This window comes from Thalassotalea atypica (genome assembly GCF_030295975.1).
GTDB lineage: Bacteria > Pseudomonadota > Gammaproteobacteria > Enterobacterales > Alteromonadaceae > Thalassotalea_F > Thalassotalea_F atypica.
The window spans coordinates 2,757,066-2,783,672 of the sequence record NZ_AP027364.1 but is presented as its reverse complement, the minus strand read 5'-3'; the positions used below and the strand labels follow the sequence as shown (position 1 = coordinate 2,783,672).

Here is a 26,607-nt window from a genome sequence, read left to right as displayed (position 1 = left end):
AGAGGCAGAAAATAGTTGGTTAAAATAAGCGACGCAGGAGCAAAAACCAACTGTTTTTTGTGATCTTGCCCCGATAAAGTGGACACGCTCCGTGTGTTAATTTGCTGCTAATTCAAATTCAGCAGGTGTTTTATATCCTAAACTCGAATGTAAACGCTGTCTATTGTAAAAGTGATTTAAGTAACTCTTTAATAAAACACGTAATTTATCAACGCTGTTAAAAATATGTCCACGGATAACATCAGCTTTTAACGAATGAAAAAACGAATCAACTTCTGCATTGTCTGTACAGCATCCTGGGCGATTCATGCTCGCTTTCACGTTCCGTTTCTTCAAAAAAGCTTGCATGACATGGGCGCGATATTCAGCACCTCTATCAGTATGGAATAACACCGTATCTGATGGTTTTCGTTGGGCTAATGCTTGCTTTAATGCTTTCATGGTGAGGTCAGTCGATTTCTGTTGGCCTAACGACCAACCAATAATGCGCCTTGAGAACAAATCGAGTACCACAGCCAAGTAGTACCAACGATTACTGACTCTTAAATAAGTGATATCCCCCGACCATTGCAGGTTAATAGCCGTAGGTTTTTCACTGTCTTTACGGTGATTTTCAATGGCTTTATAAAAGAACTTAACCTTTGCAGGCTTACTGTAGGTTTTAATCGCTCGTGCTCGTAAACCGTGTTCTTGCATTAGTCGCGCGACACGTTTTCTACTGGTGCGAATACCTTCTCGTTTTAGCGCATGAAATACGCTTGGGCTACCGTAAGTTTGTTTGTTGTGTTTAAACACACGCTTAATATGCTCAAGTAACTTTTTATCCGCTAGCGTCCGTGATGATTCAGCTCGACTACACCACGCGTAATAACCACTGCGTGACACGTTTAACCACGCACATAAGTAGGTAACACCTAATCGTTTTCCGTGTGCTTGGATGAATCCAAATCGCTCTGGTGGACTTCCGCCAGATACCGTTGCCACTTTTTTAACAAGTCGTTTTCCTGCTTTAACCGTTGGTTTTCTTTTTGCAGTTGTTTGATTTTATTCAGTTCTTTTTTACTAGGCACTTTACTCATTAATTCAGTGTTGCAGTGGTAGCGAGGCTTGTTCTTAAACTTTCCTTCTCGATATTCTTTGCGCCAACGACTGAGCATTAACAGATGAATATCGAGTGCTTGAGCAACATCCTTTGACATGACATCGTCTCTTAAGCTTAGTTCGACTGCTTTTATTTTGAAATTGACGGGATAAAGCCAGGTTTTTCTGGGTTGGGTATATCTAGGCATTTTAGCCTCCTCAATGTGATGAGGAGGTGTCCACTAAAACGGGGGAACTACATTTTCCCTCTTGAGCGACTTGTTAGGCAAATGTTTAGCTATTAATCGCTTTAATTACCAAACTACCCAATTGCCTAGTGTTATAAGGGTTACCGTTACCATTCAAGAGACTTAAATTGAAATGTAAAGCGATCTCTCTTAAAACAGGCTTTGATGGTGAAATAATCTCTCCATTTGAACATACGGTTATAGTGCCATTTTCTAATTCTTGAATTGTATACGACTTATAATCTGCAATTTTAATAGCAGGAATATTCAATTTTTCGATAGCTGGAGACCTTAATTTTGACAATGAAATGGACGTTTTACCATTTGAACTAACATTCCCCATTAATTCTACAGCCGCTTCTTTAGGTTCGTTAAGTAATATCTCAATTTGCATTTCTTCAGTGTTAATCCAAAGAATGACCACTCGGTCAACTTTATCTAGGGTATTTGGGTTAAACGCAATATGTCCAGAGCTTCCCATCATGGCTGTTGTCTTTACTGAAATACGCTCCCCTTTGGAGCTAACAACGTCATAACCTTTTTGGTTAACCTCTGTTGCCATTTGACCATTCATGATCAAAGCAGTGTAAAGCTCACCAATGCGACCACTTAAATGTCTTAACTCTGTAGGAGGAACTCCCCATTGTAGTTCTCTCTCAAACCAAGACATTGCTTCACCAAGTGATTGGATGATTTGCATTTGTGTAAGAGCCACTGATACTCCAGTATATAAATGAATTTGCCTAACGCCCGCATAAGGGGCTGATAATAGTTTGCTAAAATGTGAAGCGAAGCGGAACCGAGCAAACTGTTAGCAGTCCCGTGCTTAATGCGCTTGTTAGGTTTTACTTGCTACTATTTTTAAGCTGAATCTGTGATTGTAACTCTTTAGCTCTAGCTAGGATTTGTTTATCGCTGTCAGTTGTCGAAACCCAAATCGAGTTTTCACCATCATTAGCCATACTTATAAACCATTCCAAAGATGACTCAATAGCAAACTGCGTTAGCTCTGAATCCCCTTGCTCAATTTGTCGATAAAAAATTACGTTGTCAGATAATTTTCCAATCACAGCTTGATAACCAATTCCCATAGCAAATTTAAAGCCTATTAAACCACTTAGGAGTGCACCAAAAATAAAACTTACTATCGCAATGCCTGCCGTTTTCATTTGTTCCTCCGTGAAACATAACGCCCTAATAATGGGCAAAAAATTGTTTGCTAAAATGTTGAGGAACGAAAACAGCAAACTGTTTTTTGTCCTTATTAATTAGCTTGTTATAACGCATTTCTAACACCCAAACCACAAGCCCATAGAAATAAAAAGTATGGTACAAAGTGACCTGATAAACTGGGTTTCCTGAAAAAGATATAAATTGCACATAAAAATAGAAGCAGTTTGTCTCCTAACGTAATGATATCCTTTGTTTCATTCAGTTGAGCGTTAGCTTCACTTTTAAAAATATGTTTAAACTTAAGACTGTTTCCGTGATTGTTGTCAAACATAAACCAATGCCGATCATCATGATATGACCGAGAATAATCATTAGTTAAGCCAAATTTTTTAGTTAAATATTTATTGTAAAAGAACTTTGGTACATAGCTTAATTCAGCGTAAAAGTCTTTTCTCCATTCGCCCTGATGTATTAACCAATACCGAAACATAAACCAAACAAGTAAACCCCAAACAAAAACTACAAGAATTTGAGGGTTAGAAAAATCAATGTTTATTACCTGTAACCGAACGGTATTATCGGTAAACTTACCATCAGCAAGAAAAAAAATAATAATTGATAGAGCTAAAACTGATAAGTTTCTTCTCTCAGGGTTAGAGTCTTGAAGTGCCATACTACATCCTGTACACGAGCGGTTCGATTTGCGTTATAACGCTTTGCTAAGCGGCAATAAATTAGCTGGCTAAAATTAGCGAGGAACAAGCAAAAGCCAGCTGTTTTTTGTCCGTTTAAGCAACTTGTTAGAGTTTACTTTCTAGCAACTCAATAAGGTTATCTGAAACTTCTAAATATCTAAGATCATTTTCAGTATTCGAAAACTTAGATTTATACTGTAGCCCTTTTAAAGCAGGTTCATTCTCAGATAGCCACTTTAAATAACCTATTAATTCTTCACTCCAAACAATAATACTTTCATCTGGATTTTCTTGAATCGTCGCATTAATTCGTTCAGCTATAAATGATGCTTTGAATAGGTAATATAGCGTTTTTGATTTTTTTTCCAAATACCCCTCTAAACGAGAAATAAGTTCCCAAGCTTCATTAACTCCCTCCCATTGAGAAAGAGTTCTAGTTCTGAGCATAGCTAGCTCATCATTACGGTCAAAACCCAAATACTCCATTCGACTAATAGCTTCCATTTTCTCATTTGTATAAATCAGATCAGACATATCATCAAATTCACCAGTACCGTTTTTGTAACTAATATGATTATCTATTTCGTCTTTTACATATTCTAGCGATCTCCCAAGTTCATAAGATTTAAGCATGTCAGCAGTAGTAATTGGCGGAACAGGATCTACGGCTAACCTTGCAGGGCTAAAGAAAAAGACGATAACAAAAACAGCTATTGCACCACCAGCTCGAACCCAGTCCCCAACCTTAACGCTTATAAATCCAGGAATAAATGCGGCAACACCTGCAGTAGCAAGAGCTAATACTATTTTGAAAACTTCATATTGAAAAGGCTCCGGTTTGGGTATGAAAATAGCGGCGGCTAATATAGCTAAAACGAATGTTACACCAAATATATATGCTAATAGTTTTTCTGTTTCTTTTTTCATATGCTATCCATGTATGGCTGAAAGTTGATGTAAACTCTAACGCCTTACTAATGGGCGCATAAATGCTTGGCTAAAATTAGCGACGAAGGAGCACAAGCCAAGCGTTTTGTGTCCTTTTGAGTAACTTGTTAGATGCAACTACGCATGCTTAGATTCTAATAACTCACGTAATGCTACAGGCAAAAAGCTTCTCGCTTTTGTTGTAATTAGCGATTCATTTTTTTGCCAAAGAACTCCCAAATAAATAACGAACAATCCAAGCAGAGTTAATGTGATAGGAAATAACCAACTATCTTTAAATATATTTGACGCTAAATGTCCGATGTAACCAGAGCAACCTATTGCCCCAAATACGACAAACACTCTCCTGACAATTAAAACACCCGCAAAGATCATGAAAATGTTAATGGAGAAATATATAAACTTAGACAATTCACTATCTGAATGTTGAAGTGACATCCCGCCCCAAAAAGCAATAACGCCAAAAAGATAAATCCAAAATGAATAGTCCGCTTTATTGTGCGATCTAATATCAACCCAAAAAGCGAGAGCTATCATAAGCAACCCCGTATACATAGAAACTAATTTTCTTAGCTCCCAACTATAATCCCCGCCATTAATCATCACGGCGACATCCATGGTTAAGTACCAAAGCGTAACTGCAATAGGCATGATTAAGAAAGGATATTTATATTTCCAAGCAATAATAGCACCTACAGCTAGGGTACTTAATTCCATGTAAAGCCAATGCCACTTTATGTATCGGTGGTATTCGCGATAAACACTTTCATCAGGCCAAACACCCAGTGCATGTTGAAGTCCATAAACGGCTAATGGAGTTAACGCGATAACAAACGTGCCGCAAATACCAGCAGGAATAGCTAATCCTTTAGATTTGAAGATATTAGTCAGTTTTAATCCAACTGCACCATAAAATAGAGAAATAAATAATATTCCAATTCCACCGAAAGACTCCCACCCTAAGTTCATAAAAAGCGTCATTGCTCCAATTGCAATCATTCCGCCTATATAATAAAGAACGTGTGTAAAATCGAACTTAGGAGTTGCGTTTGGTTGTTTATTTAAAAACTCTATTAACTTTTCAGACTGCTCTAATGAAATAATATTTTCACTGACAGCATCTTCCAAATTCTTTTTATTAAAGTTCAATCAAGACTCCTTTCTATGATGAGCATCTAACGCCCTGTTAAGGGGCTGATAATTGTTTGCTAAAATGTGTAGCGAAGCGAAACCGAGCAAACTGTTAGCAGTCCCGCCTTGAACAGCTTGTTATATGCCTATATGCGAATATGCTTTAACACTCTGTTTTTTAGTATTTTTACTAGCTCAGGTTGCATTCTATCGTAGTTATCAGGAATATCTAAGCACACAAGTTTTTTACCTTTAAGTAAGTCTTTAAACTTTTTAGAGGTTTTATTGCGATGTGTCTTTTCCATTACGAAGATTATATCTGCCCATTCAACTAGATCACCACTAACAGGTGTTTCAGCGTCTGAGTTAGTGCCACAACCAATAGAGTTAATTCCATCATATTGAGAGAATACCTCTTCACCAGTTGGGCTTCTTAATCTATTTTCGGAGCAAACAAATAGTAGATTCACACGATTCCTTTCTTGGCATATAACGCCTCACTAAGAGGCAAAAAATTGTTGGCTAAAATAAGCGACGAAGGAGCAAACAGCCAACTGTTATTTGTCCTTTTGAGTGCCTTGTTAGAGAGCTATTTATAATTACGCTTATCAAATTCCATGAATAAAGCTCCGTACAAGGCAAAAATTGTAACGAATGACATAAAGGCAACCATTAGCCAAAATGCAAAAGGGTTTGCGGTTTCACTTATGAATATATTTTTATAAGTAAACTCTCTGCTGGGAATAACTTCCCAAAGATAATTGACTCCAATTAAAACAGCGAAAGCGCAAATACCTTCTATTATAGAAAACTTACTTTTTAGTTTAGGTAATTTCATTGTGCTATTTTGCACCCAAAATATGATTAAACACTTTTAGCTCTCTAACGCCTCACTAAGAGGCAAATAATAGTTGGTTAAAATAAGCGACGAAGGAGCAAAAACCAACTGTTATTTGTCCTTTTGAGTGACTTGTTAGGGTTACTTATAAGCCTGACTTATTCATCACACCTAGTATTGCAAACATTGCGCCTATTGGGATAGCTGCCATAGCGTCAATTGCTACAGTAGCTGGAGTTGCTACTATTTTTCCTGCTGTTGCTATACCACTTTCAGGTGTTTCGACGAGTAAATAGTGATCGTCTTCTAGCTCTACAAAAGGGAAACTTCCTTCAACAATGTATCGTTTACCTTTTAATTGAAGCTTAATTTCCATATTCCCATATTTATCTTCAATAAAGCCTAAGCTACTCAATTTCTTTTTCTGAGTAGCTTTGAATGAAATTAAGCTTAAAGTACCGATAACATTATTGTGTTCATCTAATTTAAACCCATTATATCTAGGGTTAAACTCAATGCTGCGACTTAGAATCAGAGTGTCTTTGAGGTTTTGGTTTGCCTCAAAGACGTAACTAAATTTTTGACCTGTTACTATGAGCAAATCTTCGTTTTTAACACCAAAGAAGCCCGTTATCTTTTCCTCGTAATTTGGTGCTTGCCATAATTGCGAGGTACACCCAGATAAAAGTAGTGAAAGAATAAAAACTCGAAAATACATACCAAACTATCCCTGTAACCCTAACGCCCTGTTAAGGGGCTGATTAATGTTTGGCTAAAATGTGTAGCGAAGCGAAACCGAGCCAAACGTTAGCAGTCCCGCCTTGAACAGCTTGTTATATGCATATATTGCTATTTTGGATCTCTTAGTATTTTCTCCATTTTTTTGCCTTTGGCAAGCTCGTCTACTAATTTATCCAGATACCTTGCTTGCTGTGTTAAAGGCGTTTTAATGTCTTCGACTTTATAACCACAAATTTTTCCTTTAATTAGTTTTGCATTTGGATTAATTGTTGCCTTAGCAAAAAATTCTGTAAACGTGACTTGATTATCAATCATGGTTTGCAAAGTCATTTCGTTGTAACCAGTAAGCCATAAAATAACTTCTTGAAGCTCTTTAGCGGTTCTACCTTTGCGTTCTACTTTTGCGAGGTATAAAGGGTAAATGTCCGAGAAAATCATACATGCAATTTGTTGATCTTGTTTTTGTGTATCTTCCATTGTTAATCCAGACTCTAAATTTGAATTGCATATAACGCCCTGTTAAGGGGCTGATAAATGTTTGGCTAAACTGTGTAGCGTAGCGAAACCTAGCCAAACTTTAGCAGTCCCGCTTGAACAGCTTGTTATATTGCCTGTTTTACCAAACCGTAAAGAAAATCATCAACTGACTTACCGTTTATAACTGAGTTATTTTTTAGCACCGTTTCTTGTTTAAAACCATGTTTCTCTAATAATGAAAAAGATGCTTGGTTTGCAGTAGAGCAAGTGGCTTCTATTTTATTTAAACCTAAATCGTTAAATGCAAAGTTTTTAGCAAGAGAAAGAGCTTCTGAGGCAATACCTTTACCTTGGGATTGTTTTCTTATCATAAAGCCGACCTCTGCAACCTTAGATTCATGATCTTTGATTTTTAATCCGATATTTCCAACTTTTTCACCAGAAGAAATAAGCTCAATAGAAAAAGATAACCAATCATTGCTAGATTTATCCCATGGGGCTAAGTAAGCAGAAAATTGTTGCTTAACTTCTTCCAATGTAAATGGTGTATATATATGTTCCATCATTTCAGGACACATTCTCATATCTGCGAATATATTAAAATCGGCTTCAACAAACTTAGCTAACTTTATTCTAGAATTGGAAATTTTCACCTAGTGCTCCGTGGCAATATAACGCCTTGCTAAGCGGCGTAAAATTGTTGGCTAAAATTAGTGAGGCACGAACGCAAGCCAACTGTTTTACGTCCGTTTAAGCAACTTGTTAGGCTTAATTGCGCGATATATAGCTATTGGTTGAAGCATAATCCGCGGATACCTACAGGTTCGAATCATTGCTTCTAAGCCGTCAAAACCTCTAAACATTCCACGAAAAGCACTTTCTACTGATAAATGCTCATTACCTTTTTGATCAAGATCTTCACTATCAAATTCCTCCATAGGATCAAAACCTTCGTCATCTCTTTTAGGAATTGAAGTGATTACCCCTAACATTGTTACTTTAATGGTTGGCTTTGAACCAAATAAAAAGTGTACTGATTCAGTATCATCATCGAGGAAAAACTCTCTTTTAACATTTGACATTACATGGAAGTTCATAAGATCAGAAAACGGGTAAAGACGTACATTAAAGATATTTGGCAAAAATACGTTTACCCAAGTTTTAAGCCCCTCAATAACCCACTCATCGACTTTACCAACCAACTTAGTGCTGATTAAAGTATCTAGTGAGTTTTCAAGTTCTTTTAACTCATTTATTTTCTTGTTTTTCTGAGAACCATTTTTAGTTTTGCTAATGTCTTCTTTCATGGTTTTTATATTATCAAAAAAGCTCTCTAACTCAGGAGCCTCTTTTAAACTGGACTTGATACTATTATTAATAAAGCCAGTGACATCCTCATAATTATCAGCTATTCGAGTTATTCTTTCATAATCTTCTAATACGATATGTCCTTCAGCTTTTACACATAAAGCACTTTCAAATATATCAGTAGCAGCACCTGACTCAACATGTTCTTTAGTAACATCCGTTCCAATTTCAGCAATGTAGCCATGCTTAAATAGTTCTCGTTCTAATTCCGTATATACCTCATGATGACTCACTCTGACTTCTTTCAGACCTTGTGATTCTGTCTCAGTTCCACCAGCTTCATGTTTGAATATTTTAAAATTATAATTGCGTAGATTTTTGCTGTTTTCTGAGGTGTTTGATGATACTTCATACGTTTGCAAAATCCCTCCTGAAACTTGACTATAAAGGGAACTTACCTTACTCATATCCAAATAAATAAAATCTTTAACTTCTTCCATGCTACCCACTTTGATTTTAAGCCTAACGCCTCATTAAGAGGCTAAAAATAGTTGGTTAAAATAAGCGACGAAGGAGCAAAAACCAACTGTTTTTTGTCCTGCTTTAATGACTTGTTATGCTTTTATACCACCCAAACGCTTCTATTTTAATTCTTGCCTCTACACCTTGAATATCTATATTCATACAAGCCAAAACTTCTGCCGCTGTTAACCAAATAGAAATCTTTGGGTTACTAGTCACGAAGTCGTGTCTAGTGATATGAGAGCCATTGTATTCGGCAGTTTCTACCACTCCGTGACCAGCCCATTTAACAAAAGCGCTAGCTTGATTTTTATCCATTTTGGTTAGGTAATCATTAAAGCTAAAATTTACATTTTCAATTTTGTGAGCTAATTGGTTTCTCAAATTAGCTAGTTTTGTTAAAAAACCAGCCTGTTCTTTATATATAGCGTCCATTTTTTCAAGAAGTACAATTTTCCCGTTGCGTGGATTAGCTTGCTCTAAGAATGCTAATTCAGTTTCAATTTCAGGTGCTCTAAAACGAATAGCTAATAAGTGAGTTGTGGCAGCTTCAAATAAAGCACTAACTTTGATAATAAATGACCAATCATCTTCTTTTAGTAAGTCTCGATAAAAGTCTTTTGGTAAATTAAGTCGTGATTCAAAATCGGAAACATCATTAAAAATATTGCTCACTTAAACTAATTCCTTACACCAAACTTCGAGAAAAGCATAACGCCCCAATAAGGGGCTAAAAATTGTTTGCTAAAATGTTGAGGGACGAAAACAGCAAACTGTTTTTAGTCCCGCTTGATTGGCTTGTTAGCATCACTTTGCGCCAAATATTTTTGCCAATCAAACGACATACGTGTTGGTACTTCATCACGTTTTGATACTTGAAAGTGCATTGCTAGATTTTCGAATGACTTTTTACAAACAGCCTCTATGCTTGGAGTTAGTTGTAAAGCGGAAACACCCATAAGGGATAGATCATTCATAATCTTTGGTCGTTCACTTATGTCTAATTCGTATTTATTTAAATACTCTCCAGGCTCCGATTCAAAATTTCCAATATGCTGTTCAATATCATCACAGTTTGTATACATAAACAAACCTTGTTGCAGCATTTGCTTATGGTTTCCCCGATAAGATGGTCTCAGTGAACTTACATGGAGCTTATTGCTTTTGTAATCGTAGATTTGCTCATATTTACTGAGCCATTTTAATTCGTCAAAACTATAAATAGCCGCTGACTCATTATCTACGTTAAATGGGTCGATAGCATTAAAAGCGAAATAGGCTGCAACGTATGGAGAATCAGTCCAATCTAGCAAAGGGGTTGGGTAACCGTTATGTTGAAGAAACGCTACGAACTGCGCCATATCTAAATCATTCGACAAATCTCTTCTTGTTCCGTCCCAAGCTTCGATACTTTCTTGAACTGAGGGAATTACTTTTTCAAAGTAATCGGTAAGTGCATCTAAGTTTGTTATTAATTTAGTTCTGTGGAGTGTAGTTTGCAGCTTCCAAGAACAATCAGATTGACCGCGATAGACGAGTTTAACTCCATCTTTCACATGTTCACTTATTAGTGATTTATATTCTTCCCAACTAACTTTCATGCACAAACTCTCCTTGTGATGCTAACGCCCATTTAAGGGGCTGATAATAGTTTGCTAAAATGTGTAGCGAAGCGGAACCGAGCAAACTGTTAGCAGTCCAGCTTTAAATTCTTGTTAGGTAGGCTTTTACACCAATTTCTCAAATGCTACCTGTGCAGCCTCAACTACTTTTTGCCATTGAGGATTTTTTAATAATTCATCAATTTGTAGGTCGTGGCTATCAATATTTTGATCAAAGAATTGGGTGAACTCCCAGAGAATAAACCTCTCACTTTCGTTGAAACTCTGAGAAATTAACCCCGTTCCCTTTGGCAGAGATTCCATTACCAAATCGTCAAACCACCAACAAGCGAATTCACTTTTATAGTCGATATATTCAACTTTAGAAGCAAACTCTTTTTGTTCAGTAGGAGATGATAAGAACTTTAATGTTTCTAGACACGAATCCCTGAATTTTATCGCCGTACTATCCATAGCTACCTAACGCCTCACTCAACGGACGCGTCAGCGTTCCGTTGGAGTGACTTGTTAGGGATTTTTAACACTACACCCGCATGATGCCCGCGAGTGCTTTTGTAGTAATTGAAACGCCCCTTTACTAGAAGATATTCACAGCTGCTAGGAACGACAGTAATAAAGTTGTAATCAGTTTTTACCGAAGGATATATAAATGAGTACTTCCACTCTTTTGGAAAAAAGCACCCATTCGCCACTTCATGGCAAAAATTTAATTGGTTTCGAATAGCTTCTCCGCCCAACTCAAGGTTATCTCCTGATTTTATAGCTCTTATTTCACAATCAAAATTTTGGATCTTAAGAGGAACATAGCCTTTGTTTTCTAGAGTCGATATTACATCCACTATTATGAGGTCATCTTTTTCATCAATGATATTAGCCGCTATATCAAAGTTAACTCTAGGGAAATGCTCATCCCTTTTCCACCACTTCTCGAAAGCCCAGATAAAGCCGAATACTGCCGCAATGACAGAAACAAGCTTACCCAGTAATTCGAAACTTAATGACACTTCCATACTAGTATCCCTAACGCCCTGTTAAGGGGCTGATTAATGTTTGGCTAAAATGTGTAGCGAAGCGAAACCGAGCCAAACGTTAGCAGTCCCGTCTTGAACAGCTTGTTATGTTCTTTTTTCTATTTTAAAAATACACGATATATTTTGATTTGAATTTAAATTAGAATCTTCCTTCCTAAAGCCGGCTCGCGTTGGAAGAAAGGTAACTCTAATTTGTTCTCCGACAGCTAAATATTTCGAGAGAGTTTTATATTCAATACACCTATTTGCTCGCCAGTGAAAATAGAATTGTTTATTTGAAATAGTTACTTTTTCAATACTTGAGTTATATTCTTCGATAGATTGAACAAGGCCTTCCACAACTTTCAATTTATTATTTTCAGTACTTAATATCGTAAAAACTTTCCGATATTCAAAGTAACTATTCAAAGTTAGTGATACATGCAATAAACAGAACGCTATAAAGAAATATTTAAAAAGGCTAGATTTATTACGGAACACTAATAAAGCCATCCCTAAAGGAAGTAAACCGGCCATTAAAAGAGTCCAAAAATTAACAGGTGTACTGCTAATTAAAAATACGGTATCCAGAATTACTCCTGCAACATAACGCCCATTTAAGGGGCTGATAATAGTTTGCTAAAATTGTGTAGCGTAGCGAAACCGAGCAAACTGTTAGCAGTCCCGCTTTAAATTCTTGTTATGTGTACATTACACTTAACCTTTTTTAAATACGCTTAATAACTGCCTAAATAATACAGGACTCATCGCCCGAATCCATGCAAAACCAACAATAGTGAAAGGCACAGAAAACGTAAATAATATAAGAGTTACTGTTTTCCTAAACTGAGACTCATCAAATAGAATGTTGTTGTTATAAATAGCACCTAACATAAAGCCCATTAATAGCATCAAAGCAATTAACCATTTAGATATTTTCAGCTCATTGTATAAAGTTTTATGAGAACCAGTTTTCTTTAAATATAAAAAAGTTCCTACATGCAACAAACCAAAAAAAGTTGATAAGATTAAAAATACTTCGAATTTAACAACAGACTCCTTTGTACACATAACGCTATGCTAACTGGCAAATAATGGTTTGCTATAATGCGCGAAGCGCGAGCAAACTGTTATTTGTCCATTTAAGCAACTTGTTATGTGTTTGACCAAAGCAGGGCGGTTACGCCTGTAACCTGAGCGCTTGATTAAACACATAAGTTTAAATTTGTAATTGAACTAGAAAGTTTAAAAGGAAAAGAACTACGAAGGGTAAATTCAATCCTTGAACTTAAACGTTTAATCACCTGATTAATGCGCCTTATATTAAATACTTAGCTAAGTTTTAACAACTTAAAACAGTAAGAATTCTGTTGACACATAACGCCTTACTAATGGGCGCATAAATGCTTGGCTAAAATTAGCGACGAAGGAGCACAAGCCAAGCGTTTTGCGTCCTTTTGAGTAACTTGTTAGGTGCCGAAATACAGTTGATTAAAGTTATAGTCATGCATGATTGCAAACATAATTTTATCAATTACATCTTTATCTTCAGAGAAAATATTTACATCGCAATATTCTGATAGATTTAACCAATTAACACGATAAAACACTTCAGCTGTAAATTCCCCGTTGAATAATACCTTTGTGGAATTTTTACCATTTATTTTTTTAGGTACGCAATATTCAATGATAGAACTGTCGTTAAATTTAAATGTTTTAGGCGATGATATTTTACTTACATCAACTTTTTCACCGAAAAAATAACTGTTTTCATAAACATCGCCAGAGAAAACTAATTGGTTACCTTTTTTGAGTTCTAATTCCAGTGTTGATTTCTCAATAGAGTACCCTAAATCTGATTCACTTTTTATTTCATACCGTCGGAAAAATAAAAACCAGTTTGTTCTTTTTATAGTGACGCGAACCATTAAGGGCACCTAACGCCCTCGTTAAGGGGCAATAATATTGTTGGCTAAAATATTGAGCGGAGCGAAAACAGCCAACTGTATTTTGTCCCGCTTTAACAGCTTGTTATACATACATTTAACCATGCTGTCGAGATTGAGTGTTACTTAATAAGATTAAACTTAAACCTATTAAGGGAATATTAGTTGTGACTGGATTAAACGCGCCAACTAATAACTGGGGCTGTAAGATTGCCACAAATAGCAACAAACCACTTAAGCCCATAATATTTAGAATTATAACGATACGACTCTTATAAAATGCGATAAAGATTAAGCCAAATATGAGTTCACCAATACCAGCAGATTTAGTGATTAAATAAGAGATTTCTTCAGAAAAACCAAGGCTAGCTGTCATTGCTTTTTCTAGAGGAGCAATATGTAGCAATTTAGGGAATATTCCATGATACAGCCAACTCATTCCAATTATGAATCTAGCAATTTGATCAGATGACACCTGACACTTCCTTGTATGTATAACGCCCATTTAACAGGCAAAAAATTGTTGGCTAAAATAAGCGACGAAGGAGCAAAAGCCAACTGTTTTTTGTCCTTGTTTAAATTCTTGTTATGTTTCTTGCAAACAATTTTGGTTAGTCTTTTTCGCTATTTTTGTCTTCCTTAATTAAAAATATTAATAAGATTACACCTCCGATTCGTAAGATAATATCAATTATGTATTCAATAGGGTTGTTAGCGAAATTAATAGTGTAACCATGTAATGATCTCCCTGAAGCTATGCCAGGTAAGTTGTCGTTAATAATGCCACTTATTGTTGTTGATACAATAAACAACAAAATAACAATATAGAGAAACCTAGTCATAGTTTTTACACCTTAATTCCATTTCAAATGAAAATATCTACTACCCGAGTTACCAATAAATATCGGATAAGGTTGAAACATAACGCCCTGTTAAGGGGCAAAATTTAGTTGGCTAAAATGTTGAGGAACGAAAACAGCCAACTGTTTTTTGTCCCGCTTGAACAGCTTGTTAGGTGTTTTTTACCCAACCAATACTAAGTAAATACCTGTTACCTTTTACAATTTTTGAAACTTGATGTTCGCTTACATCAGGACGAAAAAATTTAATCCGTTTTGTTTCGTAAATGGGATTAGAGCAAATAAACTCACCGCCTTCATCTGCGTTTTTTAATACGATATTTAATCGATAATGTTTACCTGATACAACTTTATCCGTATGCGGAGATATTTCACTTCCTTCAGGGAATTTAAGCAAATAAGTATCAAATTTTATAGGCCACATTGCTCCGCAAAGTAGCATCTTATCGTAACCCGATTTTTGCCTGCCTCGTTCCCAACGGAATAATTTACTCAGAAAAGACATACAGACTCTCGAAACACCTAACGCCTCGTTAAGAGGAAATTTATAGTTGGCTAAAATGTTGAACGCAGTGAAAACAGCCAACTGTAAATTTTCCTGCTTTAATGACTTGTTAGCTGACGCTTTTACAAGACGTTTTAAGATCATGTTTTATTGACTTTATTAGCCTTGTATACCCATTATCCGTTTTATAACCAACATGAACACCTGTAGGAAAAACAACAATTGAATAAGAAGGATATGAGTAAACTAAACCAGCAATTGGTGTATTCCAATCGTTAGACCACCCACTTTTATTTTCAATTAACAAATTTTTGATTTTAACGTATTCAGCGTCACCACGAGTAATAGTTTTATTACAAAACTTAAACTCTGGGGGCATAACTTCAACATTTACTTCCAGAGCTTGAGTGTAATATGTATATGCCCCAATTAAAGAGAGCAGACTAAGTATTAGAAATAGTTTTACAAATTTCATCTGAACTCTCATAGGCAGCTAACGCCACATTAAGCGGCTATTTATAGTTGGCTAAAATATGTGAGGCACGAACAAAAGCCAACTGTAAATTGTCCGATTGAATGCCTTGTTAGGTGTTTTTACTTATCTTTTGATGAAAAAAGATAACCAATTATCCCACCCGCTATAGGAGATAGGCCTGTCATAACTGTTTTAAAAACCTCCATACTAGCATCTGACTTTAGACCAACAGCAAACACGGCAGTTAATAGGACAAGAAGCATAATTCCTGTAAACGTTACTGCCGCAAACCGTATTTTAAGTGTCTCAAACTCTTTGGTTTCAGGGGTGCTTTTAACAACATAAGCAGTAATAAACATTGCTAATACAAAAACAGCTAATACTGAAAGTACAATTATAGTTGATTCATCCATTTATTATTACTCCATACTAGTTGAAAACACTGACACCTAACGCCCCAATAAGGGGCTGATGATAGCTTGCTAAACTGTGTAGCGAAGCGAAACCGAGCAAGCTGTTAGCAGTCCCATCACTTTATTGGCTTGTTAGGTATATTACCTGCCTATTTATTTTTCTAAATATTTTCTCAAAGGGTTATTGTTTTCGAGTCTCTTTAAAGCTTCAACTTTAAAACTCGCAAAACCATCAAGAAAAAGAGGAACCCATAAAACACTTTTTGTGTCATTACTTTCAATTTTTATGTACTTCAGAAACCCGAATCTAGTTGCTTTGACACTTACAATACTTGCCCAAGAAATAGAATGATATTTACCATAATAATCATAACCTGTTAAGTATTTGTCAGTTATCGTTACTTTATAAAAACGAATGACAATTAAGGTAAAAATAAGAATTAGCAGTGAAGCAAATATAAATGCGGAAATACTTATATCTATTCCGTTATCCAATATGACTAAGATAAAAAAAAGTACAAAAACATGCCCATATGAAATTAGGATCTTTGAACGATAAATATGCTTTTCTTCCATGGAAAACCTATATACCTAACGCCCCAATAAGGGGCTGATAATAGTTTGCTAAAATGTGAAACGAAGTGGAACCGAGCAAACTGTTAGCAGTCCCGACTTAATTGGCTTGTTATATTTTTGATGCCTCTGTATTTGGCTTTAACGCTAAATAAAGTAACGGGCCAATTGAAACAAATACCAAGGTTAGTAACGCAAACGGTAAAAAATACAAATTTGATTTACCTAACCTTTTACAATCATCGTACATCCAAACCATAGCCAAGAATGCCATAATATATAGATCAAAGATAACCTGAGCTGTATCAGGGCTGGAAATTAACTGGTAGCCAAAACTTAACAATGACTGTTGAGCAATTGACATCGTAAATGCGGTATAACCAGTAAATAAGAGTAATAGAATTATTGATGTAATTCGTAGCTTCAAACCAATTTCCTTATGGCAGACTGTGTGAAAATATAACGCCTCGTTAAGAGGCAAATAATATGTTGGCTAAAATTAGCGACGCAGGAGCAAAAGCCAACTGTTATTTGTCCTGCTTTAACGACTTGTTAGAAATACCTTTATGCTAGGTTAGAGTATGCCCAAACAACAACTCCAAATGCTAAGGAATAAAACACTATCGGTAAAACCACAAACCAAATTAGAGCTTTCCACTTTACTACAGTAAAGTTAGCTAATATTCCTTTGTAGCTTACAAAGACTGCCCAGAATGGAAAAATAATTATTATAGAAGACCAATATTCATCTGCTTTAAAGGTAGCTATATAGTCTTGATATAAAAACACACTAACTAGTAAAATTGCTATATGCGGAATGACTGCTATTAAACTTGAAAATACGTAAATAAGCCTTCCATTCACTTTATCGAATTCCCCTGCACCGCTCCAAGAAAGCCTTAAATTATAAAACCAACCACCAATCAGCCAAACAAAAAAGGCACCGAAAGCTCCTATTCCTGCGATTATAAGGAAAAATACAAGCCAACCTCCTGAGATTGCATCTAGCATTATCTGATTAGAGTTAGTTGCTGTTCCAAGATCTGATTTCATTAACTTTTGATCTATTCTATCAACTGCATTTGAGATACCGATTAACCATAGTGATGCATGAACTAATAGAGGGACATTAAGTAAATCCAGATCTTTAAAAAACAGACTAGGTTTGAAAAAAAGTAGATGGAAGTTTTTGAAAAAGAACTTAAATCCAGCGTCTTCTTTAATGCCTGATAAATCTTCCTTAATTACGGTATCCATTGAAACTCCTTGGTATTTCTAACGCCACATTAAGCGGCTATTTATAGTTGGCTAAAATATGTGAGGCACGAACAAAAGCCAACTGTAAATTGTCCGATTGAATGCCTTGTTAGCAGTTTACAAATAAACTTGAGCGGTTTACCGCTTAAACTATTTATAAGCTACTGATTAATTTAATGACTTTACCTTAATTAAAAAGAAGCGCTAAGAATAGGGCAACTTAAGATAAATGTAAAAAGATTGATTTGAACGAGGAATTGCATGATATGAAAATCCATTTTATTCGTTAAAAACTAATCCATGTTTTTACACTTAAAGATAAAGACTGCTAACGCCACATTAAGCGGCTTAAAATTGTTGGCTAAAATGTTGAACGGAGTGAAAACAGCCAACTGTTTTAAGTCCGTTTGAATGCCTTGTTAGGTGAAATTACCCAATACATTCTGAATAATTTCAACGAGTTCGTTTGTATACTCTAACAATTCGGGTGGAACATCAATATTTGATAGGTTATCTAAGTTATCAACAATCTCATTCCACTTATCTTTGATGAAGTCTTTGGCCGCATACTTTAAATCTTTCGGTAGTTTGGCTGACTCTAAAGCTAAAGAGATTCTGAAATCTAAATCAGTACCACTTAAGTTATAGTTACCTGACTCAAGTTTTATTGAATAATGATTTGGCATCGAAACTCCTTTTCACCTAACGCCCAAATAAGGGGCTGATTAATAGTTTGCTAAAATGTGAAGCGAAGCGAAACCGAGCAAACTGTTAGCAGTCCCGCTTTATTTTCTTGTTAGGTGAATTATACGTACCGAACTTCACTATAATCGTTGTCTAACTCAACTACTTCAAGCTCTTCTGATGGTTCCACCACACGATCATTAACCATTTTTAAGTTTGACCAAGAATACCAAATATTTTCTGTTTTCCGTCCTGAACTTTTAGTTGTGTCTGGTACAAAAAGTATTTTATCTTCATTTCTGTGCCTAGGAGTAATATCAATTAAAACACCGTTTTCTTTGATTACTGAATGAAATTCGGCCTCAAAAAAGCCTTTTTTTCTATCTTCCCAGAGAGTCCAACCATAGACAACTTGGCACCCAGTTTTATTTTTTTCATCTTCACAGTTATTAAAACAATATGCGTTACGATATTCGCTTGAGCGATTAATAAAACGCAAGTATTCAGGCTTTGAATTAGCTATTCCTAGCTCAGAAAGTAAAGCTTTTATATTGGAATTAACCTTTTTCGGTGTTTTAGGATTAATTGATACTTGCATACTTAGTCTATTCACCTAACGCCCCATTCAGGGGCTGATAATAGCTTGCTAAAATTGTGAAGCGAAGCGGAACCGAGCAAGCTGTTAGCAGTCCCGTTACTGTAATGGCTTGTTATGTTTTGTAGTTTTCACTAAGTCCGCAATTCAGGGTTGTTACCTATTCTCTCTATTTTTAGAATACAAAGCTGATCAAATTTCTTATTAGTAGCTCTTTTTGTGCTACTAACAGAGTTGTCAAAAGCTATATAATCGATTTTGACAACTCCGTTCAATAATTGACCTTGTTTCATTACTGAACCAGTCCAACAACCTTTCTTAAAATACTTCTTGGTGGGGTTATCCCTTATTATTTTTCTTGAGCCGATAGTAAAACGATCAATTCCATCACCTTTATGTTTAACAAAGCTTTCAAAAGTTACTTTTCCAATTATCGTTTCATATTCTCCTTGAGAAAAAGTATCTTTTAAAGCCCTAAGCTCCTTGTTGCTATGGTTAGTACTCCATACGAATAAGACTACAAATAGTGCACAAAACGTAGGAACTAAAACTGTATGTGGTTTTTTCTTATCTTTTGAAAATAAAAAACCAATATAAAACACAAAAATATAAAGAAGGGGCCAAGAAAACAAAGGCTCTTCTTTTAGAGTCAATATGTCATAAACCACTTTTTACAACCAAAAGTTTAATTAAACCTATGTCAAAACTAGTAGAAGTCACCAATTCTCCAAAAACATAACGCCCCGCTAATGGGCAAATAATTGTTGGTTAAAATAAGCGACGCAGGAGCAAAAACCAACTGTTATTTGTCCTGTTGAGCGACTTGTTATGCGTATATCACCGGAAGTTAGGAATACTAACAACTACAACACTATTAAACTTTTTAAGAGCTTCTTCTTTGATAGGGCTAGGTAAGTCACTAAGAATATCGGGGATCTCACGTAAACCTTGCTCTAAACCCGATACTATTTGTGATTTTTTAACCTTTTGAGTGTTTATAAAGTCATCTATTTGCTTCAACGAAGTCTCCCAACTAGCTACAAGTTGAGAGATTAAATCACCTTCGATAGATTGAAACTCAATAATCAATTCACCGTAAACTTTAATCAGCACATCAAATTTTGTCATTTACTCAAAGCTCGAAGTTTGCCTATACGCATAACGCCCTAATAATGGGCAAAAAATTGTTTGCTAAAATGTTGAGGAACGAAAACAGCAAACTGTTTTTTGTCCTTGTTTATTAGCTTGTTATATACCCATTAACGCAGTGGTGACACCCACTCACCAAAGAGTATTAAACTAATAGAACACAAACCAATGAGTACCCATATTACCGCATGTAAGTTGGCACTTTTAGGGTTATTTTCAAAAAATGATTTTCCGTCATCAAGTGTATCTACAGTTTGATCTTTAGAAAGAAAATAACTAATGCTTGGGTACATGACTAATAAAGCAAAACCAGTAAACTTACTAAAGTGAATTTGAAGCACCACTTCTTCATAAAACATTACCCAAGCACTGATAAATAAAAATGAAACGTGTTTTGCCCGTTTTTCATTTACAGGCTCTACAAAGGTATCTTGGAAGCTCGCTTTTTGTTGGTTAGAAGCGATGGAAAACAAAATACACAATCCCATGTTTAGACCAATGACTGTCGTGTATTGCCCCTCATTTAACGAATAAACATCAAAAACTATAAAATTGATTAAGTAGTAATAAGCAACGATAAAACTAAAGTAGCCAATAAACTTAATATTAAGGTAGTTGAGATTTGTATCAGAATTCACCAAGACTCCATTTGGGTATATAACGCCCACTTAAGCGGACAAAAATAGTTGGTTATAATGTGTAGCGAAGCGGAACTTAACCAACTGTTTTTGTTCCGTTTGAAGTGCTTGTTATACGTACTTTTAACGCTACTTTATTCCGTTACTCTTTTGATGGTGAATAGTTATTTTATTACCGCTAGGGTCTTTTAACCGCAGAAAACTCCCAGCAATACAGTTTTGTAAATCAAAATCAAATAAGTTAGCGGCTAGTTTATCACTTAATAATAATCTTGCGCTATCATGATCATGGCTTATCGATAAATCTGAAATAACATGGTCAGCTTGTTCAAAAACAACTCGATGTTCATCAGTATTTATTTGGTATAAATCAATAATTAGATTTACACCCGAATCACAAATTAGTCTGTTAGAGTCGCCTAATTTAAACAAGCCTAAAGTTCCCACGAAGAAATCTTTAGATTGTTTAATGCTTTGAACTGAAAGACTCACGAATACCATAGTTGCCTGTACGTATAACGCCCCATTCAGGGGCTGATAATTGCTTGCTAAAATGTGTAGCGAAGCGGAACCGAGCAAGCTGTTAGCAGTCCCGTTACTGTAATGGCTTGTTATGTGCCACTATCTACTTTTTACAGATTTTTCTAGCATTTTAAACTCTTTAGATTCTTGAAAATCTCTAGGCACAACTTTAAGGCTTCCACCATTCTTAATCTCAGCATGCTTAAACTGAGCAGGCACTCCACGTTCATCAACGCGAATCCATATGTTATAACCACCAAAATAAAACCTATAATAGTTGCGTCCTTCAAGAGTCGTTTTGTCAGGATCTAATATAGACTTTTCTACTCCTTCAATATTTGCAGGTAGGAACTTAGCAACTACACACCCAAAAGTATGATTATCGTCATCCTGTTCATTCCATATTAGTTCTTTAAGCTTGTCTTCGTATTGAGCTAGTGAAACTCGCCTGAAAAATGGCCTAGAAGAAATGGACGCTCGCCAAAGTATACTTAAGAAAAATAGTTTTAATTTAAGATAATCAAAGTTGTGTACTTCCCATCCTAGAAGTTGGCCATTTCTTTCATGTTCAATAAAGCTGTCTCTTTGATCAAGGAGTAACTTTTTTCCATAATCATCATATTTTTCCATGATGGTGTCACAATCTTTACAAAGTATATTTGTATCGTAATCACCTATATTGGAACGACTTTGTCGCTCTCCAACATTGCTTGGAACGATGTTTAGATGATTAGCGTTCGCCCGCAAATCCATATAAAAGGATTTAGGAATTATGTGGGCTTTTATTAGTTTTTTGTTTTCACCGCAACCTTTGCAGAACACTAAACCTTCCTCGGCACATAACGCCACATTAAGCGGCTATTTATAGTTGGCTAAAATATGTGAGGCACGAACAAAAGCCAACTGTAAATTGTCCGATTGAATGCCTTGTTAGCAGTTTACAAATAAACTTGAGCGGTTTACCGCTTAAACTATTTATAAGCTACTGATTAATTTAATGACTTTACCTTAATTAAAAATAAGCGCTAAGAATAGGGCGACTTAAGATAAATGTAAAAAGATTGATTTGAACGAGGAATTGCATGATATGAAAATCCATTTTATTCGTTAAAAACTAATCCATGTTTTTACACTTAAAGATAAAGACTGCTAACGCCCTAATAATGGGCAAAAAATTGTTTGCTAAAATGTTGAGGAACGAAAACAGCAAACTGTTTTTTGTCCTTATTAATTAGCTTGTTATGTAACGCTACCACGAAACGTAACCTATTGCTTCTTTGTACGATGCTAGTGCTTTATACATTGCTAATTTAACACGCAACTTTTTTATAAAAACTTGATAGCAGAATACAGGTAATAGCCAAAATACAAGTAGAGCTGATTGAATGAACAATAAGACAAATACGAATTCGTTAAATATGCCGTCAAGGAAGAAGAAAACTAATACGAAGAAATTAACAATGATAAAGAGCCAAATAGCCCAACGAGCATCTTTAATCAATTGGCGTAATTCTGAAGATTGACTCTCAGGTTGCATCACTTTCCCTAGTTACATAACGCCTCATTAAGAGGAAATTTATAGTTGGCTATAATGTTGAACGCAGTGAAAACAGCCAACTGTAAATTTTCCTGCTTTAATGACTTGTTATGTGTAAAGTTTTAACTGAACTTTACCATTTATAATTTCTACGTTACCAAACTCACCAACAACCTTAAAGCCTTGATTTGTTTTAAGTAGCGAATCTATATTGCCATAATCAAATGTACCATTTATATCTTTGGTCGGTTTGATACTGCTTTGTTCGATGAGTCCTGAATGCGAGGTAAAACCAGTAAATTGGATTTCGCATTTACGGTAACAGGTATATTCATCAGCTTTTGGTTTTAGATAATGCGGTGATTCAGGCCAGATACTAGCCTCAATTTTGAATGTGATTACTGTTTCATTTGAACTCCAACCAAGAACAAAAGAGTCATTGAAATTTATACCTTTGAAAATATCCATATACTCGACAATATCCGTTTACACATAACGCCCAATTAAGGGGCTTTTTATAGTTTGCCAAAATGTGAAGCGAAGCGAAACCAGGCAAACTGTAAAAAGTCCCGCTTGAATTGCTTGTTATGTACCAATACCACTGACTACTGCCCAAATAGAGAATAATATCCCAGCAATAAAAGCTAATGCTGTTAAAAGTAAAAAACTATAAACACCAAAACGAAAAGAGCTTACCAAAGAAAACATTAATAGCGTCACTGGTTGCTTTAAAGTTTGATCAATTTTTCCATCTCTAGCCAGTTGACCAAAATATAAATAGTAAATTGGATAGATTAAACCAACCAACACACCTATTAAAACTAGAGAATAATATCCCCCAATTATAATTATCCAGCCCATCTAGTTCCTTGGTACATAACGCCCATTTAAGGGGCTGATAATAGTTTGCTAAAATTGTGTAGCGTAGCGAAACTGAGCAAACTGTCAGCAGTCCCGCTTTAAATTCTTGTTATGTTTTTATACTACCAATCTTGGTTATTAGTTTAGAAATAAAAGACTTATTAGGAGCTGTTAATTCTTTTCCACGGTTGATTAACGGCATCAATGTACCGTCTTTCATTACTTGAATCCAAGATCCTGTACACCATTTTTCACTTCGATTTAAACGAGTAATAGCACATTGAATTTGTTCCAGACTTGCACTATTAATGCTTTCCAATACAACATTAAGTTCATGCTTTTTATAGTCACCATAAATCCAATTTGATTTGGCAATGTATCTCATTAAATTAAACAAAGACTTTGGATAATCAGGGTGATGTTTCTCCCACGGAATTTCCACACAGTCTTCTTGTGTCTCATTTAATAATCTTTCGATTTCTACAATTTGTGAATATAGCTCGGTCATAGAGAAAAACATAACAGCTTATTAGAAGGCAAATTGCGCGCTTTCTACAATTTATCTTCCTTGATTTATTAATTACTTAATAATTTAGCTTAATCAGCTTTTCTTTACTAGTCAGACAGTTGAATTGTTTTTCAAACTGGTTCGATGAGTGAAAGCGCGCAATTTGCGCGCTTTCACCGCGGAAAGAAGGATTTGTGTAAAACTGTGTTTATATACAGTGCTTTTTGTGAGGAGAAAAAATGAATTCACCTTATTTACGATTTGTCGCTGAGCAAATGCGAGCACGTCGGTATGCAAAACGTACTATAGAAACGTATATCTACTGGATAAAAGGTTTTATTAATATCTATAATAATTAGCTCGTTAAATAGATATGCCGTTATCACATCAAGTCATCTAATGTTTTATGTGCGCTCCGCTTTACTGCTATAATTCAATCCTTTGTTTTCATCGAACGCGGTATAGTACTAACTCGTTATATCTGCGACATCTGAGGCTCTTTCTGACATGCCATTTTCCTCTCTGGGTTTGTGTGAACCATTAACCAACGCACTTTCTAATTTAGGTTATGAAAAACCTACTGCCATTCAAGACAAAGCCATTCCAATTGTTTTATCAGGTAAAGACATTATTGCGGCGGCGCAAACTGGCACAGGGAAAACAGCAAGTTTTGTGTTGCCGATACTGCAAATGTTAAGCCCGCACCATACGGGTAAAGAGCGAAAATTGCGCGGCAAACGCATTCGAGCGCTAATTTTAACGCCAACCCGTGAGCTTGCAGTGCAAGTTGAAAAAAGCATTAAAGCCTATGGTGAACATTTAGAACTTAGCTCAATGGCGATGTACGGCGGTGTTGACAGCCATGCTCAAAAACAAGCATTGATTTGGGGGGTAGATATTTTAGTGGCAACGCCAGGGCGTTTACTAGATATGGCACATCAGCGGGCTTTACATTTTGATGAACTTGAAATGCTAGTGCTTGATGAAGCCGACCGTATGCTAGACATGGGCTTTATTGATGACATTAATAAAATCATTGAACGCTTGCCAGAGCAAAGGCAAAACTTATTGTTCTCTGCCACTATTTCTGAGGATGTGCGATTATTGGCTAGGCGCACCATTAACAAGCCTGTTGAAATATCAATAAAAGCTGACAGTGCATCAAAGCCCAAAATTGCACAATGGTTAGTGACTGTTGATAAAACCAATAAGTCAGCCTTATTAAGTTATTTGATAAAAGAACAGCAGTGGGATCAAGCCCTTATTTTTATAGAAACCAAGCATGGCGCCGCTAAGCTGGTGAGTCAATTGGAAAAACGTGATATCAAAGCCGAATGTATTCATAGCGGTCGTACACAAGCGGTGCGTGAGCAAATTCTTGCGGACTTTAAGTCAGGTAAAATCAATTTTCTTGTATCAACGGGGGTTGCAGCGCGCGGTATTGATATCGGTGAGCTTTCTCGAGTGGTTAATTATGACTTACCAGATCAGCCAGATGATTACATTCACCGTATCGGTAGAACAGGACGTGCAGGTAAGAGCGGTGCAGCGGTGTCTTTTGTCTCGAAAGATAACTTTAGAAACTTATGCGCCATTGAAAGTAAGTTGGGTCATGTTATAGAGCGTAAAGCATTTGAAGAGTTTCCCGTTAAGAAAGTCGTACCAGTCTCAATTTTAAACTACGTACCAAAAAATCAGCGCAAGGACAGTTAAATGAGTGAAATAGTTATCCGCCCAGCCGTAGCAGAAGACGCTAACGTGTTACTTAAATTTATTATGGACTTGGCCATTTATGAAAAAGCAGAGCATGAAGTGCTTGCAACAGAAGATTCAATTAAAGCCAGTATGTTTAGCGAAAACAGTCACGTATACGGTCTTATTTGTGAAATAGACGGTCAAGCGGTGGGCAGTGCGATTTACTTTTATAACTATTCTACGTGGCTTGCAAAGCCAGGGCTCTATTTGGAAGATTTATACGTTGACCCAAGTTTTCGTGGTAAAGGCGCGGGTGTTAAGTTGCTAAAAGCCCTTGCTAAAATAGCGTTAGATAAAGGCTGTGGTCGTTTCGAATGGAGCTGCTTGGATTGGAATACGCCATCACGCGATTTCTATCATGCCATTGGTGCCAGAGCGCAAGAAGAGTGGGTGAGTTACCGCATGACAGGACAGACGCTTATTGATTTTGCAGAGCAATAAAGTGTGCAAAAACGTATTATGTTCAATGTAGCGATTGAACAACGCACATGAATAAGTAAAATATGCACTCATCAGGTGTTAATCCTTTTTTTGAA

Annotated in this window: 40 protein-coding genes; 3 read left to right on the top strand and 37 right to left on the bottom strand. The window is 36.0% G+C overall.

The features are described 5' to 3' along the window. Positions 1-96 precede the first annotated feature (96 nt). From QUE03_RS12805 to QUE03_RS12625, 37 genes are all read right to left on the bottom strand, one after another. Positions 97-1,289 (bottom strand): IS3 family transposase gene (locus QUE03_RS12805; protein ID WP_286262047.1). Its coding sequence is split into 2 segments (ribosomal slippage): positions 97-981 and positions 984-1,289, totalling 1,191 coding nucleotides; the frame shifts between segments, so codons are not numbered across the junction. Between the two features lie 85 nt (positions 1,290-1,374). After that, positions 1,375-2,043 (bottom strand): DUF6998 domain-containing protein, encoded by a 669-nt coding sequence (locus QUE03_RS12800; RefSeq protein ID WP_286262045.1) that lies wholly within the window; start codon positions 2,041-2,043, stop codon positions 1,375-1,377. A 130-nt stretch (positions 2,044-2,173) separates the two neighbouring features. Then, a complete protein-coding gene (locus QUE03_RS12795) occupies positions 2,174-2,497 on the bottom strand; it encodes a hypothetical protein (RefSeq protein WP_286262043.1) in 324 nt (107 codons plus the stop codon). Positions 2,498-2,604: 107 nt separating this feature from the next. Continuing rightward, positions 2,605-3,174: a hypothetical protein gene (locus QUE03_RS12790; RefSeq protein ID WP_286262041.1), complete on the bottom strand. Its 570-nt coding sequence runs from the start codon at positions 3,172-3,174 to the stop codon at positions 2,605-2,607. Between the two features lie 127 nt (positions 3,175-3,301). Further along, the gene (locus QUE03_RS12785) at positions 3,302-4,123 is read right to left on the bottom strand and encodes a hypothetical protein (RefSeq protein ID WP_286262039.1); all 822 of its coding nucleotides are present in this window, start codon (positions 4,121-4,123) and stop codon (positions 3,302-3,304) included. A 138-nt stretch (positions 4,124-4,261) separates the two neighbouring features. Next, positions 4,262-5,293 carry a DUF2157 domain-containing protein gene (locus tag QUE03_RS12780; RefSeq protein ID WP_286262037.1) on the bottom strand — a complete coding sequence of 344 codons (1,032 nt, stop codon included), beginning with the start codon at positions 5,291-5,293 and terminating at the stop codon, positions 4,262-4,264. A 128-nt stretch (positions 5,294-5,421) separates the two neighbouring features. Then, complete coding sequence (locus QUE03_RS12775) at positions 5,422-5,745, bottom strand: low molecular weight protein tyrosine phosphatase family protein (protein ID WP_286262035.1); 324 nt, start codon at positions 5,743-5,745, stop codon at positions 5,422-5,424. A 119-nt stretch (positions 5,746-5,864) separates the two neighbouring features. Beyond that, positions 5,865-6,113, bottom strand: a complete 249-nt coding sequence (locus QUE03_RS12770; protein WP_286262033.1) for a hypothetical protein — start codon at positions 6,111-6,113, stop codon at positions 5,865-5,867. Between the two features lie 145 nt (positions 6,114-6,258). Beyond that, positions 6,259-6,831: a hypothetical protein gene (locus QUE03_RS12765; RefSeq protein ID WP_286262031.1), complete on the bottom strand. Its 573-nt coding sequence runs from the start codon at positions 6,829-6,831 to the stop codon at positions 6,259-6,261. Between the two features lie 131 nt (positions 6,832-6,962). Further along, positions 6,963-7,331 carry a DUF2200 domain-containing protein gene (locus QUE03_RS12760; RefSeq protein ID WP_286262029.1) on the bottom strand — a complete coding sequence of 123 codons (369 nt, stop codon included), beginning with the start codon at positions 7,329-7,331 and terminating at the stop codon, positions 6,963-6,965. 125 nt (positions 7,332-7,456) lie between these two features. Continuing rightward, entirely contained in the window at positions 7,457-7,984 is a 528-nt protein-coding gene (locus QUE03_RS12755) for a GNAT family N-acetyltransferase (RefSeq protein WP_286262027.1), read from the bottom strand. Between the two features lie 87 nt (positions 7,985-8,071). Then, positions 8,072-9,139, bottom strand: coding sequence for a DUF6414 family protein (locus QUE03_RS12750; protein WP_286262025.1), 1,068 nt, complete (start codon positions 9,137-9,139; stop codon positions 8,072-8,074). Between the two features lie 103 nt (positions 9,140-9,242). After that, positions 9,243-9,836, bottom strand: a complete 594-nt coding sequence (locus QUE03_RS12745) for a hypothetical protein (protein WP_286262024.1) — start codon at positions 9,834-9,836, stop codon at positions 9,243-9,245. A gap of 104 nt (positions 9,837-9,940) precedes the next feature. Further along, complete coding sequence (locus tag QUE03_RS12740) at positions 9,941-10,762, bottom strand: FRG domain-containing protein (protein ID WP_286262022.1); 822 nt, start codon at positions 10,760-10,762, stop codon at positions 9,941-9,943. Positions 10,763-10,888: 126 nt separating this feature from the next. Beyond that, positions 10,889-11,236: a hypothetical protein gene (locus QUE03_RS12735; protein WP_286262020.1), complete on the bottom strand. Its 348-nt coding sequence runs from the start codon at positions 11,234-11,236 to the stop codon at positions 10,889-10,891. Positions 11,237-11,250: 14 nt separating this feature from the next. Further along, positions 11,251-11,793, bottom strand: coding sequence for a hypothetical protein (locus tag QUE03_RS12730; RefSeq protein WP_286262019.1), 543 nt, complete (start codon positions 11,791-11,793; stop codon positions 11,251-11,253). 105 nt (positions 11,794-11,898) lie between these two features. Then, positions 11,899-12,330 (bottom strand): hypothetical protein, encoded by a 432-nt coding sequence (locus QUE03_RS12725; protein WP_286262017.1) that lies wholly within the window; start codon positions 12,328-12,330, stop codon positions 11,899-11,901. Between the two features lie 180 nt (positions 12,331-12,510). Continuing rightward, the gene (locus QUE03_RS12720) at positions 12,511-12,864 is read right to left on the bottom strand and encodes a hypothetical protein (RefSeq protein WP_286262015.1); all 354 of its coding nucleotides are present in this window, start codon (positions 12,862-12,864) and stop codon (positions 12,511-12,513) included. Positions 12,865-13,262: 398 nt separating this feature from the next. Further along, positions 13,263-13,721, bottom strand: coding sequence for a hypothetical protein (locus QUE03_RS12715; protein ID WP_286262013.1), 459 nt, complete (start codon positions 13,719-13,721; stop codon positions 13,263-13,265). A gap of 115 nt (positions 13,722-13,836) precedes the next feature. Next, on the bottom strand, positions 13,837-14,178 hold the full coding sequence (locus QUE03_RS12710; RefSeq protein ID WP_286267844.1) for a DoxX-like family protein: 342 nt from the start codon (positions 14,176-14,178) through the stop codon (positions 13,837-13,839). A gap of 572 nt (positions 14,179-14,750) precedes the next feature. Beyond that, positions 14,751-15,104 (bottom strand): 2OG-Fe(II) oxygenase, encoded by a 354-nt coding sequence (locus QUE03_RS12705; protein ID WP_286267017.1) that lies wholly within the window; start codon positions 15,102-15,104, stop codon positions 14,751-14,753. Positions 15,105-15,213: 109 nt separating this feature from the next. Further along, the gene (locus QUE03_RS12700; protein WP_286262011.1) at positions 15,214-15,579 is read right to left on the bottom strand and encodes a hypothetical protein; all 366 of its coding nucleotides are present in this window, start codon (positions 15,577-15,579) and stop codon (positions 15,214-15,216) included. 119 nt (positions 15,580-15,698) lie between these two features. Then, positions 15,699-15,992 (bottom strand): hypothetical protein, encoded by a 294-nt coding sequence (locus QUE03_RS12695; protein ID WP_286262009.1) that lies wholly within the window; start codon positions 15,990-15,992, stop codon positions 15,699-15,701. Positions 15,993-16,145: 153 nt separating this feature from the next. Further along, positions 16,146-16,568, bottom strand: a complete 423-nt coding sequence (locus QUE03_RS12690; RefSeq protein ID WP_286262008.1) for a hypothetical protein — start codon at positions 16,566-16,568, stop codon at positions 16,146-16,148. 109 nt (positions 16,569-16,677) lie between these two features. Then, positions 16,678-16,992, bottom strand: coding sequence for a DUF2834 domain-containing protein (locus QUE03_RS12685; RefSeq protein WP_286262005.1), 315 nt, complete (start codon positions 16,990-16,992; stop codon positions 16,678-16,680). Positions 16,993-17,129: 137 nt separating this feature from the next. Then, positions 17,130-17,822 (bottom strand): hypothetical protein, encoded by a 693-nt coding sequence (locus tag QUE03_RS12680; protein WP_286262003.1) that lies wholly within the window; start codon positions 17,820-17,822, stop codon positions 17,130-17,132. Positions 17,823-18,241: 419 nt separating this feature from the next. Continuing rightward, positions 18,242-18,508: a hypothetical protein gene (locus QUE03_RS12675; protein WP_286262001.1), complete on the bottom strand. Its 267-nt coding sequence runs from the start codon at positions 18,506-18,508 to the stop codon at positions 18,242-18,244. Between the two features lie 119 nt (positions 18,509-18,627). Next, a complete protein-coding gene (locus QUE03_RS12670) occupies positions 18,628-19,104 on the bottom strand; it encodes a hypothetical protein (protein WP_286262000.1) in 477 nt (158 codons plus the stop codon). Between the two features lie 131 nt (positions 19,105-19,235). Next, on the bottom strand, positions 19,236-19,754 hold the full coding sequence (locus QUE03_RS12665) for a hypothetical protein (protein WP_286261998.1): 519 nt from the start codon (positions 19,752-19,754) through the stop codon (positions 19,236-19,238). 184 nt (positions 19,755-19,938) lie between these two features. Next, on the bottom strand, positions 19,939-20,229 hold the full coding sequence (locus QUE03_RS12660; RefSeq protein ID WP_286261996.1) for a hypothetical protein: 291 nt from the start codon (positions 20,227-20,229) through the stop codon (positions 19,939-19,941). Positions 20,230-20,360: 131 nt separating this feature from the next. Then, positions 20,361-20,888, bottom strand: a complete 528-nt coding sequence (locus QUE03_RS12655; RefSeq protein WP_286261994.1) for a hypothetical protein — start codon at positions 20,886-20,888, stop codon at positions 20,361-20,363. A 129-nt stretch (positions 20,889-21,017) separates the two neighbouring features. Further along, positions 21,018-21,380, bottom strand: coding sequence for a hypothetical protein (locus QUE03_RS12650; protein WP_286261993.1), 363 nt, complete (start codon positions 21,378-21,380; stop codon positions 21,018-21,020). Between the two features lie 129 nt (positions 21,381-21,509). Next, positions 21,510-22,259, bottom strand: coding sequence for a hypothetical protein (locus QUE03_RS12645; RefSeq protein WP_286261992.1), 750 nt, complete (start codon positions 22,257-22,259; stop codon positions 21,510-21,512). 400 nt (positions 22,260-22,659) lie between these two features. Continuing rightward, entirely contained in the window at positions 22,660-22,947 is a 288-nt protein-coding gene (locus tag QUE03_RS12640) for a hypothetical protein (protein ID WP_286261991.1), read from the bottom strand. A gap of 108 nt (positions 22,948-23,055) precedes the next feature. Continuing rightward, positions 23,056-23,415: a hypothetical protein gene (locus tag QUE03_RS12635; RefSeq protein WP_286261989.1), complete on the bottom strand. Its 360-nt coding sequence runs from the start codon at positions 23,413-23,415 to the stop codon at positions 23,056-23,058. Between the two features lie 117 nt (positions 23,416-23,532). Continuing rightward, positions 23,533-23,808, bottom strand: a complete 276-nt coding sequence (locus QUE03_RS12630) for a hypothetical protein (RefSeq protein ID WP_286261987.1) — start codon at positions 23,806-23,808, stop codon at positions 23,533-23,535. 109 nt (positions 23,809-23,917) lie between these two features. Further along, a complete protein-coding gene (locus QUE03_RS12625; protein WP_286261985.1) occupies positions 23,918-24,316 on the bottom strand; it encodes a DUF6508 domain-containing protein in 399 nt (132 codons plus the stop codon). 239 nt (positions 24,317-24,555) lie between these two features. Here QUE03_RS12625 and QUE03_RS12620 point away from each other — a divergent pair, with 239 nt between their 5' ends. From QUE03_RS12620 to QUE03_RS12610, 3 genes are all read left to right on the top strand, one after another. Next, positions 24,556-24,675 (top strand): phage integrase N-terminal SAM-like domain-containing protein, encoded by a 120-nt coding sequence (locus tag QUE03_RS12620; protein ID WP_286261984.1) that lies wholly within the window; start codon positions 24,556-24,558, stop codon positions 24,673-24,675. A gap of 148 nt (positions 24,676-24,823) precedes the next feature. Then, the gene (locus QUE03_RS12615) at positions 24,824-26,029 is read left to right on the top strand and encodes a DEAD/DEAH box helicase (RefSeq protein WP_286261982.1); all 1,206 of its coding nucleotides are present in this window, start codon (positions 24,824-24,826) and stop codon (positions 26,027-26,029) included. Beyond that, on the top strand, positions 26,030-26,512 hold the full coding sequence (locus QUE03_RS12610; RefSeq protein WP_286261979.1) for a GNAT family N-acetyltransferase: 483 nt from the start codon (positions 26,030-26,032) through the stop codon (positions 26,510-26,512). The last annotated feature ends 95 nt before the right edge of the window (positions 26,513-26,607 follow it).